At 72.1% G+C, this 18,748-nt stretch carries 15 protein-coding genes; 11 read left to right on the forward strand and 4 right to left on the reverse strand.

Annotated elements, in window-relative coordinates:
• Nucleotides 1-4 precede the first annotated feature (4 nt).
• Nucleotides 5-2,227 carry a CDP-glycerol glycerophosphotransferase family protein gene (locus tag ACFY2Z_RS33885; RefSeq protein ID WP_390747879.1) on the forward strand — a complete coding sequence of 741 codons (2,223 nt, stop codon included), beginning with the start codon at nt 5-7 and terminating at the stop codon, nt 2,225-2,227.
• An 83-nt stretch (nt 2,228-2,310) separates the two neighbouring features.
• Here ACFY2Z_RS33885 and ACFY2Z_RS33890 read toward each other — a convergent pair whose 3' ends face one another.
• Nucleotides 2,311-2,724, reverse strand: a complete 414-nt coding sequence (locus tag ACFY2Z_RS33890) for an organic hydroperoxide resistance protein (RefSeq protein ID WP_390747880.1) — start codon at nt 2,722-2,724, stop codon at nt 2,311-2,313.
• 135 nt (nt 2,725-2,859) lie between these two features.
• Between ACFY2Z_RS33890 and ACFY2Z_RS33895 the strand changes: the two genes are divergently transcribed.
• Nucleotides 2,860-3,366: a MarR family winged helix-turn-helix transcriptional regulator gene (locus tag ACFY2Z_RS33895; RefSeq protein ID WP_390747881.1), complete on the forward strand. Its 507-nt coding sequence runs from the start codon at nt 2,860-2,862 to the stop codon at nt 3,364-3,366.
• Here the strand turns inward: ACFY2Z_RS33895 and ACFY2Z_RS33900 are convergent.
• Nucleotides 3,284-5,068, reverse strand: a complete 1,785-nt coding sequence (locus ACFY2Z_RS33900) for a hypothetical protein (protein ID WP_390747882.1) — start codon at nt 5,066-5,068, stop codon at nt 3,284-3,286. The two genes, ACFY2Z_RS33895 and ACFY2Z_RS33900, sit on opposite strands and share 83 nt — an antisense overlap.
• A gap of 246 nt (nt 5,069-5,314) precedes the next feature.
• On the opposite strand from ACFY2Z_RS33900, the gene ACFY2Z_RS33905 reads away from it, so the two are divergent.
• Genes ACFY2Z_RS33905 through galE form a run of 3 tightly spaced genes read left to right on the forward strand, consistent with a single transcriptional unit; the run spans nt 5,315 to nt 9,191 of the window.
• Nucleotides 5,315-6,511, forward strand: a complete 1,197-nt coding sequence (locus ACFY2Z_RS33905) for a glycosyltransferase 87 family protein (protein WP_390747910.1) — start codon at nt 5,315-5,317, stop codon at nt 6,509-6,511.
• A 54-nt stretch (nt 6,512-6,565) separates the two neighbouring features.
• Nucleotides 6,566-8,167: a glycosyltransferase family 2 protein gene (locus tag ACFY2Z_RS33910; protein WP_390747911.1), complete on the forward strand. Its 1,602-nt coding sequence runs from the start codon at nt 6,566-6,568 to the stop codon at nt 8,165-8,167.
• 43 nt (nt 8,168-8,210) lie between these two features.
• Nucleotides 8,211-9,191 carry a UDP-glucose 4-epimerase GalE gene (gene galE, locus ACFY2Z_RS33915; protein ID WP_390747883.1) on the forward strand — a complete coding sequence of 327 codons (981 nt, stop codon included), beginning with the start codon at nt 8,211-8,213 and terminating at the stop codon, nt 9,189-9,191.
• 5 nt (nt 9,192-9,196) lie between these two features.
• On the opposite strand, the gene ACFY2Z_RS33920 is transcribed toward galE, so the two are convergent.
• Nucleotides 9,197-10,141: an oxidoreductase gene (locus ACFY2Z_RS33920; protein WP_390747884.1), complete on the reverse strand. Its 945-nt coding sequence runs from the start codon at nt 10,139-10,141 to the stop codon at nt 9,197-9,199.
• A 98-nt stretch (nt 10,142-10,239) separates the two neighbouring features.
• On the opposite strand from ACFY2Z_RS33920, the gene ACFY2Z_RS33925 reads away from it, so the two are divergent.
• Both ACFY2Z_RS33925 and ACFY2Z_RS33930 read left to right on the forward strand, forming a co-directional pair.
• Nucleotides 10,240-10,845, forward strand: coding sequence for a TetR/AcrR family transcriptional regulator (locus tag ACFY2Z_RS33925; protein WP_390747885.1), 606 nt, complete (start codon nt 10,240-10,242; stop codon nt 10,843-10,845).
• The gene (locus tag ACFY2Z_RS33930; RefSeq protein ID WP_390747886.1) at nt 10,842-11,807 is read left to right on the forward strand and encodes an ADP-ribosylglycohydrolase family protein; all 966 of its coding nucleotides are present in this window, start codon (nt 10,842-10,844) and stop codon (nt 11,805-11,807) included. The genes ACFY2Z_RS33925 and ACFY2Z_RS33930 overlap by 4 nt, the downstream gene beginning before the upstream one ends.
• A 211-nt stretch (nt 11,808-12,018) precedes the next feature.
• Here the strand turns inward: ACFY2Z_RS33930 and ACFY2Z_RS33935 are convergent, their stop codons facing one another.
• Nucleotides 12,019-12,645, reverse strand: a complete 627-nt coding sequence (locus ACFY2Z_RS33935) for a TetR/AcrR family transcriptional regulator (RefSeq protein ID WP_388969480.1) — start codon at nt 12,643-12,645, stop codon at nt 12,019-12,021.
• A gap of 260 nt (nt 12,646-12,905) precedes the next feature.
• Between ACFY2Z_RS33935 and ACFY2Z_RS33940 the strand changes: the two genes are divergently transcribed.
• From ACFY2Z_RS33940 to ACFY2Z_RS33955, 4 genes are all read left to right on the forward strand, one after another.
• On the forward strand, nt 12,906-13,820 hold the full coding sequence (locus ACFY2Z_RS33940; RefSeq protein WP_390747887.1) for an ABC transporter permease: 915 nt from the start codon (nt 12,906-12,908) through the stop codon (nt 13,818-13,820).
• Complete coding sequence (locus ACFY2Z_RS33945) at nt 13,813-14,658, forward strand: ABC transporter ATP-binding protein (protein ID WP_390747888.1); 846 nt, start codon at nt 13,813-13,815, stop codon at nt 14,656-14,658. Before ACFY2Z_RS33940 ends, ACFY2Z_RS33945 begins: the two co-directional genes overlap by 8 nt.
• Nucleotides 14,659-14,799: 141 nt before the next feature.
• A complete protein-coding gene (locus ACFY2Z_RS33950) occupies nt 14,800-17,034 on the forward strand; it encodes a CDP-glycerol glycerophosphotransferase family protein (RefSeq protein ID WP_390747889.1) in 2,235 nt (744 codons plus the stop codon).
• Nucleotides 17,031-18,692, forward strand: a complete 1,662-nt coding sequence (locus ACFY2Z_RS33955; RefSeq protein ID WP_390747890.1) for a glycosyltransferase family 2 protein — start codon at nt 17,031-17,033, stop codon at nt 18,690-18,692. The genes ACFY2Z_RS33950 and ACFY2Z_RS33955 overlap by 4 nt, the downstream gene beginning before the upstream one ends.
• Nucleotides 18,693-18,748 lie beyond the last annotated feature (56 nt).

Genomic DNA, 18,748 nt, shown 5'->3' on the forward strand with positions numbered 1-18,748 from the left:
CCACGTGCCCCGCTTCAGCGTCATCGTCCCCGTCTTCAAGGTGCAGGGCTTCCTCGGCGAGTGCCTCGACTCGGTGCTCGGGCAGTCGTACACCGACTTCGAGGTGATCGCCGTCGACGACCGCTCGCCCGACGGCTGCGGAGCGATCCTCGACGAGTACGCCGAGCGCGACCCGCGCGTGCGGGTGCTGCACCTGCCCGAGAACGTCGGCCTCGGCCGGGCCCGCAACGCCGGCATGCCGTACGCCACCGGGGACTATCTGTTCTTCCTCGACAGCGACGACACGCTCACCCCGGGGGCGCTGCGCGCGATCGCCGACCGGCTGGCGGAGACCCGCGACGCGGAGAGCCCGGACGGCCCCGATGTCCTCGTATTCGACTACGCCCGCACCTACTGGTGGGGCGGCACCCGGCGCAACGCCCTGGCCCGGGTGCTCGCGGAGGCGGCCGAGGGGACCTTCACCGCGGCGGAACGCCCCGAGATCCTCGACCTGCTGATGGTGGTGTGGAACAAGGTCTACCGCCGGGACTACGTCACCGCGCACGGCCTCGTCTTCCCGCCGGGCTACTACGAGGACACGCCCTGGACCTTCCCCGCACTGCTCAGCGCCCGCCGGATCGCGGTTCTCGACCGGATCTGCCTGAACTACCGGCAGCGCCGGCAGGGCAACATCCTGTCCACCACCAGCCGTAAACACTTCGACATCCACGACCAGTACGAACGGGTCTTCGCCTACGTCGACGCCCACCCGGAGCTGGCCCGCTGGCGCCCCTGTCTGCACCGCAAGATGGGCGAGCACTGCCTGGACATCCTCGCCAAACCGGACCGGCTGCCCGCGTCCGCCAAGGGCGAGTTCTTCCGCCGCACCGCCGAGCTGTTCCGCGAGCACCGCACGGAGGAGCCGGTCCCGGCGGACCTGCGCGTCCTCCAGGGCGGCTATGTCCGCTACCGGGCCCGGCAGCGGGCCGCCGCGCTCGGCGACGCGCTCGGGCGACGGGGCGGGCAGGCCCGCGCGGTGGCGGCCGGACGCGTCAAGAAGGGCTGGTTCCGGGCGCACGCGGTGCGGCCCCTGGACCCGGAACTGGCCCTCTACTCGGCGTTCTCGCACCGGGGGGTGCTCGGGGACCCGGCCGCGATCCATCGCGCGGCCCGGGAGCTCGCCCCGCACATCCGGGGCGTGTGGGTCGTGCGCGCGGACCAGGCGGAGCATCTTCCGCCGGACATCGAGTACGTGCTGCCGGACTCCCTGGCCTACCACCGTCTCGCCGCGCGGGCCGGGTACTTCGTCAACAACGTCAGCTGGCCCAAAACCCTGGTCAAGCGCCCCGGCAGCGTCCACATCCACACCCATCAGGGCACCCCGCTGAAGTACGAGGGGGCCGATCTGCTGGACAAGCCGGGCGCCCGGTTCGGCGTGGACGTGCCGCAGCTGCTGCGCCGCGCGGACCGCTGGGACTACAGCCTGGTCGCCAACCGCCACGCCGAGCTGGTCTGGGACCGCGCCTTCCCCTGCCACTTCACCTCGGTGCGCACCGGCAGTCCCCGCAATGACGTGCTGGTGGGCGCGCGGCCCGGCGACGGGGCCGCGTTCCGGTCCCGGCACGGCATCCCCGGGGACCACACGGTCGTGCTGTACGCGCCGACCCGCCGAGACCACATCCGGGGTGGGCACACCGAGCGCTTCGACCTGGCCCGGTTCGCCGAGGACCTGGGGGCGGGCCACACGCTGGTCGTCCGGCTGCACCCCTCGCTGGCGGAGGGCCCGGCCCGCGGCCTGGGCCTGGCCGAGCTGCACCGGCGCGGAGTGCTGGTCGACGCCACCGACGAGGCGCACGTCGAGGAGGTCATGCTCGCCTCGGACGTGCTGGTCTCGGACTACTCGTCGATCATGTTCGACTACGCCAACCTGGACCGGCCGATCGTCGTGCACGCCGATGACTGGGGCGCGTTCACGGCGGCCCGGGGCGCGTATGTCGACCTCACGGCGGACGCGCCGGGGCATGTCACGCGCTCGTACCGGGAGCTGGCCGCCCTGTTCGCCTCCGGGGGCTGGCGGGACGCGGAGTCGGCGCGACTGCGGGCCGGCTTCCGGGAGCGGTTCTGCGAGTTCGAGGACGGGCAGGCGGCCCGGCGGGTGGTGCGGATGCTGATGCTGGGCGAGCCGGACGTCCCGGTGTCGATCCCGGCCCCGGCAGCGGGCGAACCGGATGTGCTGACCACGACATGAGAACGTGCCCGGCGCCGGGAGAGATCCTCACCGGCGCCGGGCACGGGACTGTGGGCACCCGACGGGTTGCCCGACCGGTCTGGTTACTCGACGACCAGCTCGACCGGGATGTTGCCGCGGGTCGCGTTGGAGTAGGGGCAGACCTGGTGGGCCTGCTCGACCAGCTTGCGGCCGGTCTCCTGGTCCACCGACTCCGGCAGCTCGACGCGCAGGGTGACCGCGAGGCCGAAGCCCTCGCCCTGCTTGCCGATGCTGACCTCGCCGGTCACCGCGGCGTCGCTGACGTCGACCTTGGCCGCGCGGCCGACGAGGCCGAGGGCGCTGGCGAAGCAGGCCGCGTACCCGGCGGCGAACAGCTGCTCGGGGTTCGTGCCCTTGCCGTTGCCGCCCATCTCCACCGGAATGGCCAGGTCGAGGTCCAGCTTGCCGTCGGAGCTGACGGCGCGTCCGTCGCGGCCGTGGGTGGCGGTGGCGACGGCGGTGTAGAGCGCGTCCATGGAAAACCATCCCTTTCAAAAGTCTCTTCGGGCGGCCGGCCCTGCTTTCCGTCCGGGCCGCCTTGCGGGCACCATTAGAGCACACAATTTAGTTGTGCACAACTAAACGGTGCGCTGCGGAGCTACCCTGGAGCCATGACGACGACGCCGACACCCAGCACGGCGGTCTCCGAGGCCCCCGCGGCCGAGGAGTACCTGCGCCTCGACCAACAGATCTGCTTCTCGCTGCACGCCGCCTCCCGCGCCTTCAACGGCGTGTACCGCGTCGTGCTCAAGGAGCTGGGCCTCACCTACCCCCAGTACCTGGTGATGCTGGTGCTGTGGGAGCGCGGAGAGCTGCCGGTGAAGAAGCTCGGCGAGCATCTGCGGCTGGACTCCGGGACGCTGTCACCGCTGCTGAAGCGGCTGGAGGCGGCGGGCCTGGTGCGGCGCGAGCGCAGCACCCAGGACGAGCGGTCGGTGCATGTCCACCTCACGGACGACGGCATGGCACTGAAGGAGCGCGCGCTGCTCGTGCCGCGCCGGATCGCCGCGGCGACGGGCTTCGACATCGCGGAGATCACGGACCTGCGGGCCCGCCTCGACGAGCTGACCCGGATGCTGGACGCGGCGGCGCTGAACGAGACTCCCGAGTGCTTCTAGGGCGTACATAGAGTCGAAGGGTGACGCCGCGGTGGACATACTCCGCGCGGGTGACGAACTCCTCGCGCACCACCGCGAGTTTGGCGCGGTCGGTGGCGTTGCGGGGGGTCCAGGAGGGCCGTAACGCGTACTGCTCGCCGATCACCCAGACGTACCCCAGTCCGCCGAGCCGCCGCCGCAGCTCCCGGGGGCCGACCTCGCGCCCGTACAGCGTCCCGTCCTCGGCCGCGGGCACGTCCAGCGCCACGTCCCGGATCCCCCGGAACCCGGCGGGATAGGCCAGTGCCGACCGCCGCTCCAGCGACGGCAGGAAGAGGACGGCCTCCCCGGGCCGTACCGTGCGCCCCACGGCGGCGGAGACGGCGGCCAGGTCATCGGGCCGGTTGGCGGCCCTTCGGTCGGCCCTGAGCAGCGGAAACTGCACGGCCAGCGCCCCGCAGACGAGAACCGCCCCGACCAGGGCCCCCAGATGACGCCGCCGGGCCGGCTGGGCACCGGAGGCGGGGGGCCGGGGCCGCCGGCCCGGGACCGCGCGAGCACGGGGCACGGAGAGCCGCCGCAGCACCGGGCGGGTGCCGGACACACAGACCTCCGGCCGTTCCCGCACCGCCACCGCCGTCCCGTGCGGCACCGGCCGGCGCGGCACGAGAGGCGCGGGGCCGCGCGCGACCACACCGGCGGCGTACGGGCGGCCACCACCCGCCGCGGGAGGCGTGGCTCCGGCGGCCCGGCGCAGGATCCCGGCCACCCGATCGGCACCGGCCGCGACCAGCAGGGGCGCCCCGGCCAGCGAATACAGCACATACCGGTCGTCGTAGAGCGGGCTGACCCGGGACACCGCCATCAGCACCGCCGGCGGGACCAGCATCAGCGGCAGCGCGACCCCGGCCGGCGACAGCCCGCGCCGGGCGCCGGGCCCGAGCACCGCGACGGCCATCAGCACCAGACAGGGCCCCAGGACCGCCCACGACGGCCCCGCGAACTCCCGCAGCAGCCGCTCCACGCTCCGCCCGTTCGGCGGGGTCAGCCATGCCACCTGCGCCGACTGGCCCCGGGACACCAGCGCGAGGGGCAGCAGCACCACGGCCACGGCCCCGGCCGCGCGGGCCCACCCCCGCCACACCCGGCCCGGCACCCGCGCGAGCGCCAGTGCGCAGGCATGCGCGAGCAGCACCAGCACCGCGAACTCGTGCAGCACACAGGTGACGGCGAGGACGAGCCCGTAGGGCCACCAGCTCCCGTCCCGCACCGCCCGCAGAAGCAGCAGCGTCGCGCCCGCGACCCCGGCCGCGACCAGTGCGTAGCTGCGTCCCTCCTGCGCGTAGTGCCCGACCATCGGCGTGACCGCGTACAGCAGCCCCGCCCACAGCCCCACCCGCGGACGGCACAGCCGGCTGCCCAGCGCGGCGACCAGGCCCGCCGTCGCGGCCGCCCCGCAGACCGAGGGCAGCCTCAGCAGCACCTCGCCGGGCTGGAGGGCCAGGACGCCGTGCATCAGCAGGTAGTACAGGCCGTGCACCGCGTCCACGTGGTGCAGCATCCGCCAGATCTGCGCGGGCGATCGGCGCGCGACCTGGAACGTGGCCGCCTCGTCACGCCATATGCCGCCGCGGTCCAGTCCCCACAGCCCGAGCGCGACCATCACGGCCACGGGCACGAGGACGGCCACGCGTTCCGTACACCTCACCGCTGACCGACTCATGGAAGGCATTCAACATGTGCTGACTTAGTACTATTAACTAACCTTTGCCGCTTATTGACGGCGTATCTGCACCCTTACGACATCTGGGCGGCTTACCATCCGGGCTTGATGAGTGCCTTGAAGAGTGCCATGGAGCCCCCCGCACCCCCGTCCGCGCCGGAGCCGCAGCCACCGATTTGGAAGAGGGGCCGTACGACACATCGGTTGCTTCTTCTCGCCACCGGCTGGCTCACCACCCGGGCGCTGATGCTGTGGCTGCTGGCGCACGACCAGTACCCCCTGCTCGGCCGGGGCGGGGTCGCCCGCGAGGTGTGGGCGCTGTACTTCCACTGGTACGGCGTCCTCGCGCACGGCAGCTTCCCGTCGGGCGACCACCTGTGGCAGTACCCGCCGGGAGCGGGCGCGGTGCTGCTGTCACCCGCGCTGCTGCCGGGCCTGACATACTTTCAGGCGTTCGTCACCCTCACCCTGTTCACCGACGCCGTGATCACGCTCGTCCTCGCCCGCGCGGGCACCCGCCCCGGCCGCTCGCTGCGCGGCGCGGTGCTGTGGACGGCGGGGCTGCCCCTGCTGCTGCACGTCCCGCTCGCCCGCTACGACGTCCAGGTCACCGCCTTCGCGGTCGTCTCGCTGCTGACGGTGTCCCGTCGGCCGCGCGTGGGCGGCGCGTTCGCGGCGCTGGGCGCCCTGGTGAAGGTGTGGCCGGCGCTGGCGCTCCTCGGCACCCCGCGCGGCCGTGGCACCCGCGAGGCATGGACGGCGGCCGTGGTCGCGGCGGTCACCCTGCTCGCCCTGCTCGTGGCCCTGTTCCGCAACCCGCTCGACTTCCTGCGCCAGCAGGGCGGCCGGGGCGTGCAGATCGAGTCGCTCGGCGGCACGGCGCTCATGCTTGCGCGCCGGGCCGGCTGGCCGGGGCGCACTCGCTACCAGTACGGGGCCGTCGAGTTCGTCGGCCCCCATGTGCACGCGGTCGCCGTCTGCTCCCTCGGGCTGACCGCGGTGGCCTTCGCCCTGCTGCTGCTCTGGCGGGTGCGGGCCCGCCGCTGGACGCCCGCGACCCCCTACGACGCGGCGCTCGCGGCCGTTCTGCTGTTCACAGTGACGAGCCGGGTCATCAGTCCGCAGTACATGGTGTGGCTGATCGGACTGACCGCGGTCTGCATGACCTCACGGCACACCACCCAGCGCTGGGTGGCCCCGCTCGTCCTTGCGGCGAGCGCGGTGAGCACGGTGGAGTACCCCGCCCTGTACGGGGACGTCATCAACTGCACCTGGCTGGGCTGTGTGCTCATGGTCGTACGCAACGGGCTGCTGGCGTCGGCGGCGGTACTGTCGTTCGTGCTCCTGTGGCGTTCGGGACGCCCCGCTCCGGAACGGCCGGAATCGGGCGCCTCGCCGCGGAACCCCGACCGCATTCCTGCCGTCTTCCACACAGGCGGTTAATCGGCTCTTAACAGATAATTACCAGGTTTCCCTAGGCTCCGGCTCGTGGATTCGATGCACCCTCACGACGCACAGGTCAGCGTCGTCGTCATTGGTTACGACGACGCCCCTCATGTGACCGCCGCGGTGCGCTCGGCCCTGGCCCAGGGCGGGATCGTCCGCGAGGTGATCGCGGTCGACGACTGCTCGACGGACGGCAGCCCCGAACTGCTGGACGCCCTCGCGGCCGAGGACCGGCGGGTGAAAGTCGTGCGCAGAACCACCAACAGCGGTGGCTGCGGCACCCCGCGCAACGACGGGATCGACGCGGCGACCGCCCCGTATCTGATGTTCCTGGACAGCGACGACATACTGCCGCCCGGCGCGGTGGACGCCCTGCTCATGGCGGCCGTCGCGCACGGCACCCCGGTCGCCGCCGGTCTGTGCGTGCGCCGCGAGCTGCCGTCCGGCCGCGAGGTCCCCTGGCAGCCGGAGCTGTACGAGCGGCCCGCGCTGGTCTCCCGCCCCTCGCGGCGCCCCCGCCTGGCCCACGACACACTGTGCGTCAACAAGCTCTATCGGACCGACTTTCTGCGCGAGCACGGCATCCGCTTCCCCGAAGGCCGCTTCCCCTACGAGGACTTCGTGTTCACCGCGCGCGTGCTGGCCGCCGGTCCGAGCATCGCCCTGGTGCCGGAGACCGTCTACGTCTGGCATGTGCGCCGCTCGGCGCGGCGGCTGTCGATCTCCCTCGACCGCGCCGACGTCGACAACTGGAAGGCGCGCATGGAGGCCAACCGGCAGGCGTACGAGATCCTGCTGGGCGCCGGCGAGAAGCGGCTCGCACGAGCGGCGCGCGCGGCCTTCCTGGACCGCGGGCTGCGCATGTACGCGCGGGAACTCCCGCTGCGTGAACCCGGGTACCGCGGTGAGTGGTGGACGCTCACGCGCGCGTACCTGTCGGACTTCGACGCCGCCGACCTCGCGCAGGCGTCCGTGCCGGGGCGGGTCGTGGCGCAGGTGGTGCTCGCCGCCGAACAGCCCCGCGATCTGCACCGGATCAAGGAACTGGCGGCCCGCCCGGCGCGGCTGACCCCGCCCTACGCACAGACCGAGGACGGCGCTCCCGTCTGGTCGGCGGACCTGCCGGAGGTCCGGCTGGAGCATCTGCTGCACCGCCCCATGCGGCACCTTCCGGTCGCCGTCGACGCGGATCTGCGCCCACGCGCGCGTGCCACCTGCCTGCGGCTGCGTCTGCACGAGCTGTACGGGCGGGTGGAGAACGCGCGCCCGTACCGGGTGGACGTGGAGTTCGTCCGGCGGGAGGACGAGACCCGGGTGGGCCTCACCACGACGGCCGCGCTCCGGCGGGACCCGGACCGCGGCGGCTGGACGGCCGAGACCCCGGTCGACCTCGCGGCGCTCGGCACCGGGACCTGGGACGTGAACCTGACGCTCCGCTTCGACGACGGCACCAGCCGCGACACCACGGCCCACGCCCTGGACGGCGCCGGCCGGCTGGGCCGCCGGGCGGTGCCGAGCCTGCGGCACGGGGTGCTGCTGGTGCAGCCGTACGCGACGCACTCCGGGGCGCTCGCCCTGCGGGTGGCGCCGGGCGTACGAGGAGTGACGTCGGTCGTGGGCCGCAGGTTCCGCCGCCTGCTTCACTGGAAATGACCGCAGACAGACGCTGGGCCAACTGACGAGGAGACGGCCGGACATGACTTGGCTGATCACCGGCGGCGCCGGTTACATCGGGGCGCACGTCGTCCGCGCGATGACCGCGGCGGGCGAACGCGCCGTGGTGTACGACGACCTGTCCACGGGTATCGCCGAGCGCCTGCCCGCGGAGGTGCCGCTGGTCGTGGGCTCCACGCTGGACGGCGAACTGCTGCGCCGCACGCTGGCGGAGCACATGGTGAGCGGGGTGGTGCACCTCGCGGCGAAGAAACAGGTGGGCGAGTCGGTCGAGCTGCCGCTGCACTACTACCGCGAGAACGTGGAGGGCCTGCGCGTCCTGCTGGAGGCGGTGACGGAGTTCGGCGTTCCCTCTTTCGTGTTCTCCTCCTCCGCCGCGGTGTACGGCATGCCGGACGTCGATCTGGTGACGGAGGACACGCCGTGCGTCCCGATGTCGCCGTACGGCGAGACCAAGCTGGCGGGCGAGTGGCTGGTCCGCGCGACGAACCGCGCCACGGGCCTTGCGACGGCGTCCCTGCGCTACTTCAACGTGGCGGGCGCGGCGGCCCCCGAACTCGCCGACGTCGGCGTCTTCAACCTCGTCCCCATGGTCTTCGAGCGGCTGACGCAGAGCGCGGCACCGCGCATCTTCGGTGACGACTACGCGACCCCCGACGGCACCTGCGTCCGCGACTACATCCATGTGGTCGACCTCGCGGAGGCCCATGTGGCGGCGGCTCGCGCGCTGCGGGCCGCCCCCGGCGCGGACCTCACCCTCAACATCGGCCGCGGGGAGGGCGTGTCGGTGCGCGACATGATCGACCGCATCAACGCGATCACGGGCTACGACACCCCGCCGACCGTCACCGCCCGCCGCCCCGGCGACCCCGCCCGCGTCGTCGCCTCGGCCGACCGCGCGGCCGAGCGGCTGGGCTGGACGGCGAAGCACGACGTGGAGGACATGATCGCGTCCGCCTGGGAGGGCTGGGTCCGCAGGCATCCCGGGGCGGCGCGGCGGTAGGAGGCTCAGGCCTCCACGGTCGGCGACAGTTCGGGGAGCTGCGGAAACGTGACGCCGGTCAGCTCCTCGGACACCGTCCACAGGCGCCGGGCCACGTCCGGGTCACTGGCCGCGTGCGAGCGGCCGACCAGGGTCGGGGCGCCGCGCATCTCGCTCATGCCGTCGGGGCCGACATAGCTCGCGCCGGGCAGGTCCCGGGTCGCGGCGTACAGGGTCGGCAGCGCGCCCCCCTTGTCGTCCTGGGCGAGCAGCCGGTTGCCGATCTGCATCGCGACCCGCCGCAGGGCGTTGGCGTCATGGCCCTGGAGGTTGGTCGAGGCCCAGCCCGGGTGCGCGGCCAGGGCCCGTACGCGCGAGCCGGCCTCGGTGAGACGGCGCTGCAGCTCCAGGGTGAACAGCAGATTGGCCAGCTTGGACTGCGCGTAGGCCGCCATCGGGGTGTACTCACCGGTCAGGTTCAGGTTCTCGAAGTGGATGCGCGCGCCGGGATACCGGTGCATGCCCGATGACACGGTGACCACGCGGTCCCGGACGTACGGCAGCAGCAGGTTCGTCAGGGCGAAGTGACCCAGATGGTTGGTGCCGAACTGGGTCTCGAAGCCGTCTTTGGTGCTGCCCTCCGGGACGTTCATGACACCGGCGTTGTTGACGAGCACGTCGATGTCACCCTGCCACCCGTCGGCGAACTCGCGCACGGACGCCAGGTCGGCCAGATCGAGACGGCGCACCTCGAGATGTCCCTTCGCGCCGCGTACGGTGGCGACCGCCGCCTCGCCGCGCTTCGGGTCGCGTACGGCGAGCACCACACGGGCGCCGGCCCGGGCGAGGGCGTCGACGGCGGCGAGGCCTATGCCGCTGTTGGCGCCGGTGACGACGACGGTGCGGCCGGTCTGGTCGGCGATGTCACCGGCGTTCCATTTGGTCTGCTTCTTGCTCTGAGTCGTGGGCATACAGGCAAAGTAGGCGCCGCCAACAATGATGTCAACGACAACAATGGTGACGCCGACAACAAAGTAGGCGACGCCCACATCCTGGCTACACTGACGGCATGCACACTCGACGCCGTTACCACCACGGAGACCTCCGCGCCGCGCTGCTGACCGGGGCCGAGGAGACACTCCGAGAGAAGGGACCGGCCGCGCTGTCCCTCCGCGAACTCGCGCGCGACCTCGGCGTGAGCCACGCGGCGCCGAGCCGCCACTTCAAGGACAAACAGGCACTGCTGGACGCACTCGCGCTGGTCGGCTTCGGGCGGCTCGCCGAGGCGATGACGACGGCACAGCGGGAGACGGGCGAGTCGTTCGCCGAACGCCTGAGGGCGGGGGCGCGTGCGTACGTGGACTTCGCCACCGCCAACGCCGAGCTGCTCGACCTGATGTACTCGATCAAGCACACCCCCGAGGCGTCCGAGGAGCTGAGTGCCGCGGCCCATCGGTGGACCGAGGAGATGATGGGCCTCATCGTCGACGCCCAGCGTCGCGGCGAGGTGCGCGAGGGCTCCCCGGAGCGCGTGGGCATCGGGGTCTTCTCCACTCTGCACGGCTACGCCACCCTTGCGGCGAGCGACTCCCTGCCGCCCGACGTGTGCACCCAGGACCTGGACGAACTGGTCGCGTACATCCTCCGAGGCTGCGCTCCGGAGAAGAGCGCATGACGCACCCGAGCCCCACCATGCGGGCGGTCGCCGCCGTCCTCGGCTCCGCCGTGGGTGACGCGCTGGGCGCGCCCTTCGAGTTCGGACCCGAGGGCGCGTTCTCGGCCCGCTTTCCCCGGCCGGGCCATGGCGGCGAGATGTGCGGGGGCGGCGGCTGGGATCCGGGCGAGGCGACCGACGACACACAGATGGCGGTACTCCTCGGGGAGTCACTGCTGGAGTGCGGCGGCCTGCGGCTCCCGGACGTCTTCGAGCGCTTCCGGCGCTGGGCGGCGGGCGGCCCCAAGGACATCGGACTGGCGACCGAGGCCGTCCTCACCAGCGGCGACCCCTGGGACCTCGCCGCGCCGATGCACTTCCAGGTGAACCAACGGGCGGCGGGCAACGGCGCGTTGATGCGCGCGACCACCTCGGCGGTCCACTTCGCGCCCCGGGGCCGCGAGGCCACCATGGACGCCGCCCGCCGGATCGCCGCACTGACCCACGGGGACCGGGCGGCCTGGGAGGGCACGGCGGTCTTCCACGAGCTGATCCGGGTGGCGCTCACCGGCGAGGACCCCCTCGCCGCGCTCCCGGAGACCCTCGCGGCCGTGCACCCCGGCCATCGCGACCGCTTCGCGGCCGTCCTGGCCCCCCACTGGCATCCGGACCAGGCGACGGAGTTCAACGGGGCGGTCTGGCCGTGTCTCGGCTCCGCCGTCTGGGCGCTGCGGACCACGACGTCGTACGAGGACGCCCTACGCGCCGCCATCGACCTCGGCGGCGACACGGACACGGTCGCCGCGGTGACCGGCGGCCTGGCCGGCGCGGTGTACGGCCCGGACGCCCTCCCCGAGCGATGGACGGACTCGCTGCACGTACCCCTGCCGGGCTTCGGCGACCGCACCCTGCGCGCGCCCCAACTCGGCGACCTGGCCCGGCGGCTGGCGTCCCCGGACCCCCCGGAGGCCGACCCGTCCTGATCCGGGCGGCAGCGCGGCGGCGTCCGGCCGGCTCGGCCGGAACGACTCCGCCGCCGGAAGCCGCGGTGGTCCCGGTGGGCTTCCAGGGTGTCGAGCAGCGCCAGGGTGCGCGGCGTACGCCACCACGGCCGCCTCGGCTGCGTCCGCGAGCGCCGCCCGCGCCTCCGGGCCGGCCAGGTCCACCCGAGCGCCCCCGCGCTTCAGGCTCTGCTCACAACGCCTTCAGCGCCCCCGCGGTGGCCCGGGCCAGCCCCGCCAGATAGCCCTTCGGCAGCTTCGGACCCCGTACCACCACCGCTCGCCAGTACAGCGGTCCCGAGATCAGGTCCAGGGCGAGGTCCTCGTCGATGCCCTCGCTGATCTCGCCGCGGGCGACGGCCGCCGCGACGATGCCGCTCGCCACGCTCTGCTGGCCCTCCCGCAGCGCCTTCTGCATGGCGTCCGCGATCTCGGGGTTACGGGCCGCCTCCGCCTGGAGGTCCGGGATGATCTGCCCGGCCACCGGGTGGCGCAGGGCGCGTGACGTCACCTCGTAGAGCAGACGCAGATCCCCCTCCAGGGATCCGGTGTCGGGAGCCGGCAGGCCCTGGACCGCGACCGCCGAGACCAGGTCGAGGACCAGATGCAGCTTGGAGCGCCATCGGCGGTACACCGCCGTCTTGCCGACACCCGCCCGGCGCGCGATGCCCTCGATGGACATCCGGGCGTAGCCGGCGGCCGCCAGCTCCTCGAAGACGGCCAGGCGAATGGCCTCCGTCACGTCCTCGCGCAGCACGGCCGCACCCGCGGGCGCCCTGCGGCGCCGTTGCACCTGGGGAGTGTCGGCGTTCGTGGTCATACGGACCAGCATAGGGCGTGACGACGAAACGGTTGCGTTCCGACGTCACAACGGCTTACTCTCGCGTTGCGACGATACGGTCCCGTCCCGACGTAAAGCCCAGCAGTCCAAAGGCCCAAGACAAGCAAAAGAGTCCTAAGGACAAAGCAAGACCCCGGCAAGAAAAGTGAGAAGAGCCGGGCATTGCTACCAGAAGGGGCAAGACGGCGGAAGACTGCGACCGGTTCGCGCAACCGACCCCCCGAGCGAAAGCAGCGGATGTGAGCCAGGTTCTCCACACACCGCCCCCCACGGCAGCCGAAGCGGCCGAGACGCCGGCGCAGCTCGCCGCCCGGTACGGCCTCTCGGTCAGCGGTGCCCGTCCCTCCCTGCCCGAGTACGTCCGCCAGCTGTGGGCACGCCGCCACTTCATCACGGCCTTCGCCACGGCCAAGCTCACCGCCCAGTACAGCGAGGCGAAGCTCGGCCAGATGTGGCAGGTCATGACGCCGCTGCTGAACGCGGCGGTCTACTACTTCATCTTCGGCGTGCTGCTCGGCACCAAGCGCGGTGTGCCCGACTACATCCCGTTCCTGGTCACAGGCGTGTTCATCTGGACGTTCACGCAGAGCTCGATCATGACGGGCACCCGGGCGATCGCCGGCAACCTGGGCCTGGTGCGCGCCCTGCACTTCCCGCGCGCCGCGCTGCCCATCGCCTTCTGCATCCAGCAGCTCCAGCAGCTGCTGTTCTCGATGGCGGCCCTGATCGTCATCCTGCTCTGCTTCGGCGTGCCGGTCGCGGCCTCGTGGCTGCTGGCGATCCCGGCGCTGGTGCTGCAGTTCGTGTTCAACGCCGGCGTCTCGATGATCATGGCTCGGATGGGCGCGAAGACGCCGGACATCGCGCAGCTGATGCCGTTCATCCTGCGTACCTGGATGTACGTGTCGGGCGTGATGTGGAGCATCTCCAAGCTGACCCAGGGCGACCACCTGCCGCACGCGGTCACGATCGCGCTGGAGACCAACCCGGCCGCCGTCTACATCGACCTCATGCGCTACGCGCTGATCGACAGCTTCCAGGCGCACCAGCTGCCCCCGCACGTGTGGGCGGCGGCGACGGGCTGGGCCCTGCTCGCCGGTGTCGGCGGCTTCATCTACTTCTGGAAGGCTGAGGAGACCTACGGCCGTGGCTAACCCGATCAGCGACCAGCTCGTCCCGACCGTCGTCTGCGACGGCGTCGACATCGTCTACCGCGTCAACGGCACGGGGGCCGGCCGCGGCAGCGCGACCGCCGCGCTCAACCGCATCGTGCGCCGCAAGCAGACGGAGCAGGCCGCGGGCGTGCGCCGGGTGCACGCGGTCAAGAACGTGTCCTTCACCGCGTACAAGGGCGAGGCCATCGGCCTCATCGGCACCAACGGCTCCGGCAAGTCGACCCTGCTCAAGGCCGTCGCCGGACTGCTGCCCGTCGAGAACGGCCGGATCTACACCAACGGCCAGCCCTCCCTCCTCGGTGTGAACGCGGCCCTGATGAACGACCTCACCGGCGAGCGGAACGTCTACCTCGGTGGCCTCGCCATGGGCATGTCCCGGGAGCAGGTCAAGGAGCGCTACCAGGACATCGTCGACTTCTCCGGCATCAACGAGAAGGGCGACTTCATCACCCTGCCGATGCGGACCTACTCCTCCGGCATGGCCGCCCGGCTGCGCTTCTCCATCGCCGCCGCCAAGGACCACGACGTGCTCCTGATCGACGAGGCCCTCGCCACCGGTGACCGCTCCTTCCAGAAGCGCTCCGAGGAACGCATCCGGGAGCTGCGCCAGCACGCCGGTACGGTCTTCCTGGTCAGCCACAACAACAAGTCGATCCGTGACACCTGCGACCGGGTGCTGTGGCTGGAGCGCGGCGTGCTGCGGATGGACGGCCCCACCGGAGAAGTCCTGGAGGCCTACGAGGCGTTCACGGGCGGCGCCGACAAGGCGAAGGACGCCCCGAAGCCGCAGCAGAAGGAACCGGCGGCCGCCAAATAGCATCCTTCCCCTATGGGGCGCGCACACGACAGCGGTTGTTCATGTCTCGTACATGCCTCTTACCTGACTCGTATACGCCTTGTGCATGTTGTTCCACCAGCAGCAGTGCCGCCGTGGGCGCCTGAAGAGCGAGGAGACCACGTGCAACCAGGGCTGAGCGTCATCGTCCACGGTCCGGATCCCCAGGGCCATCTGGGAGAACTCCTGGACTCCCTCACCGCCCAGCCCTTCACCGGGGCCGAGGTGATCATCGCGACCGTGGGCGAGTGGGCCAAGCAGCAGGCCGAGCAGCGCGCGGCCCACGACCCCAGGATGGTGGTGCTGCCGCTGCCGGAAGGCACGAGTGACGGCGCCGCCCGGGCGGCGGGCGCCGACCGGGCCACCGGCCGCTGGCTGCACTTCGTGCACGCCAAGGACGGACTGCCCGCCGGCGCCCTGCGGGCGGTCGCCGACCGCACCGCCGAACTGGCGGACTCGGCGGACATCCTGGTCGTCAACCACGTCCGCTCCACCTGGCAGACCACCGCCGCCTCCAGCGGGGACGGCAGGTTCCTGGCCCGAACAGGCCGCCACGCCGCCCCCCTCGCCGACTTCCCGCAGCTGCTCTGGCCGGCCCCGGTCCTGGGCAACCGCATGATCCGCGCGGACTTCTGGCGCTCCCAGGCCGTCCGGGACGACCTGGCCGACCCCGAGTTCGGCGACGACGAGACGTACACCGCTCTCGCCGTGCTGCTGCACGCCGAGCAGATCGCCGCGCTCGACGAGGTGGCCTACGAGGTACGGGAGCTGCGCGAGCAGAGCCTGCCGCCGGTGACCACCGCACAGCGCTACCAGGCGCTGGAGCGGTACGAGCGGCTGCACCGGCTGCTCGCCGGGCGCGGCGCGCCCGAGGGCCCCCGGGCGGTCCTGTACGACCTGATGGTCCGCGATCTGCTGCGTGTCTTCAGCCGCAGCGGGATGCCGGAGGCCGAGGCGCGGGAGTTCTTCGCCCGTGCCTCCCAGGCCGCCGTGCGGTGGCGGCCGGAGCACCACCAGCGCCCGGCCGGCTTCGAGGGGGTCCGCCACGCCTTCCTGGAGGAGAACGCGTACACGAAGTACCGCGTCTTCCAGGCCGCCAACCAGAAGCGCCGCGAGGTGCGCTCGGCGGTCGTCACGGGCAAGCGGCAGGTCGGCGCGAAACTGCGCGACCACCGCTACCGCCGCGCCCTGAGCGGGCCCGTCGACCCCCAGCTGGCCGTGTTCTCGGCGTACTGGGACCGGGGCGTGGCCTGCAACCCGGCCGCCATCGCCGCGAAGCTCGCCGAACTCGCCCCGCACATCCACCCGGTGTGGGTGGTCGCCCGGGGCAAGGCGGCGCTGCTGCCGCCGGGCACCGACCACGTCATCCCGGGCACGCGCCGCTACTGGGACGTCATGGCGAGGGCAAAGTACCTGGTCAACAACGTCAACTTCCCCAACGCGGTGGTCAAGCGCGCGGACGCCGTCCATGTGCAGACCCACCACGGCACCCCGCTCAAGCGCATGGGCCTGGACCAGGTGGACTACCCGGCCGCCGCCAAGGGGCTGGACTTCGACGCGCTGCTGGCCCGCATAGACAAGTGGGACTACAGCGTCTCCGCGAACGGCCACTCCACCCGGATGTGGGAGCGCGCCTACCCCTCGCGCTACACCTCGCTGGACTACGGCTATCCCCGTAACGACGTCTTCTACTCGGCCACGGCCGAGGACGTCCGCGCGATACGCGAGCGCCTGGGCATAGCCCCGGGCCGCCGGGCCATCCTGTACGCCCCCACGCACCGCGACTACGAGGCGGGCTGGACGCCGCGCCTGGACCTCGCCTCGCTCGCCGAGCGGCTCGGCCAGGACACGGTCCTGCTGGTCCGCGGCCACTACTTCTACGGCGGCGCGGCCTCCCCGCTGGCCGGACTGCGCCGCTCGGGCCGGGTGATCGACGTCTCGTCGTACGACCCGGTCGAGGACCTCTGCCTGGCGGCGGACGCCCTGGTCACGGACTACTCGTCCATCATGTTCGACTACGCCAATCTGGGCCGCCCGATCGTGATCTACGCCGACGACTGGGAGACGTACGCGAAGACCCGCGGCGTCTACTTCGACCTGATGGCGGAGGCGCCGGGCCAGGTGGCCCGCACCCAGGACGAGCTGGCGGCCGTCTTCGAGACGGACGCATGGCGCGACGAGGCCGCGAGCAAGGCGCTGACCGCCTTCCGGCGCAGGTTCTGCGAGTTCGACGACGGCCGGGCCGCCGAGCGGGTGGTGCGCCGGGTCTTCCTGGGCGAGCGCGAGGAGTCGCTGCCGCCCGTGGTCCCGGTGGACGAACGGACCCCGGCCCCGACCCCCGAGGAGGCGACGGCGTGACGACGACCCGTACCCCCGATGTGACGATCACGGTCATCGTCTACAACGACGCGGAACGCCTGCCTCGCGCCGTGGCCTCGCTGCTGCGGCAGACGTACACCAACATCGAGGTGATCATCAGCGACGACCACTCGACGGACGACACCCCGTCGGTGGCGCGCCGCCTGGAGGCCCAGGACGAGCGGGTGCGCTATCTGCGCCTGCCCGAGAACAGCGGCGGCTGCAGCGCCCCCCGCAACCGGGCCATCGACATCGCCCGGGCACCGTTCCTGATGTTCCTGGACAGCGACGACGAACTGCCCGAGGACGCGGTCGAGTTGCTGTTGAACGCGCACCGGGAGCGCGACATCGACTTCGCCATGGGCGCGGTCGAGCGGATCCGCGTCGACACCGGCCAGCGCTCGGCCTGGATGCCGCACCTGGTCGCCGAGCGGCGCACGGTCGAGGGCATCGAGTCCGAACCCGGTCTGCTCTTCGAGCACCTGTCGACGAGCAAGATGTACCGGCGGGAGTTCCTGGACCGGCACGATCTGCGCTTCCCCGAGGGGATCCACTACGAGGACCAGCTGTTCTCGGCGCAGTCGTACTGCCTGGCACGCGCGTTCACGATCATCCCGCAGACGGTCTACCGCTGGTACATAGCCCCCTTCGTGGCGGCGGAGGCGGCGTCGATCTCCAACCAGCGGCACAAGCTCTCCAACGTCCGCGACCGCATCCATGTGCAGACGCTGATCGACGCGTTCCTGACCGAGAGCGGCCATGAGTCCCTCCGGGCGGACAAGGACTACAAGTTCCTCAAGCACGACTTCCGGATGTACGCGGGTGACCTCCCGTACCGCGACGAGGAGTGGCTGGCCGGGTTCGCGGACCTGGTCACGCCGTATCTGGAGACGCTGGACCCCGCCGCGTACGCGCGGCTGCCGCGCCTGGAGCGGGTGGTGATCCAGCTGGTGCGCGACCGCCGTCCGGCGGAGGCGCAGCTGGCGGCGCGGGGACTGGGCCACGGGGTCGCCCCCCGGGAGACGGTGACGGACGACTCGGGCGCCACCTACTGGGGCGGGCAGGTCCCGTCCTCCTCCTGGGCGCGCCGGGAACTCGACATCACCGATCTGGAGCTGGAGTACCGGCCCTTCTCCAGCGCACAGTTCCGCCATGAGATCACGTCCGTGACGCCGGGACCGGGTGCCTCGGTGGACCTGGCGATCCGAACCTACGATCCCGGTCTGCGACTGCCCGTGGGTCCGCAGCGGGCGAGCGTCGTGGTCACCCCCGGCCGTCGCCAGCTGGCGACGGCGTTCCGTCTGGACCCGGTCCGTCCCGGCGTCTTCGAGGGGCAGGTCCGCGTGGACCTCGGGGCGGCGCAGCTGCCCGTGCAGGGCTTCGAGGGCGTCCGCCACCCGGTGTTGCGGCTGAACCAGCAGGGCCTGTCCAACTCGGGCGTGCTGCTCGCCCCGCTGTCCTTCCGGGCCCTGACGGCAAGCCAGGTGGGCACGCTGCCGCACGAGATGACGGTGGAGCCGGAGGGCCGCGGAGCGGGCCGGCTCCAGATCCGGTGGCGCCCGGTGGGGCTCACCGCCCGGGTGGGCCCGTTGGTCCGCCGGGTGGCGGGGCCGCGGGTGCGCGAGGCGGCACGGCTGGTCCGCAGCGTTCTGCGCTGACGGCGATGGGGCGGACCGAACGGTCCGCCCCATCGTTTCTTCTCTGTTCCGGCCTC

Origin of the sequence: Streptomyces sp. NPDC001222 (genome assembly GCF_042896945.1) — a bacterium.
GTDB lineage: Bacteria > Actinomycetota > Actinomycetes > Streptomycetales > Streptomycetaceae > Streptomyces > Streptomyces gibsoniae.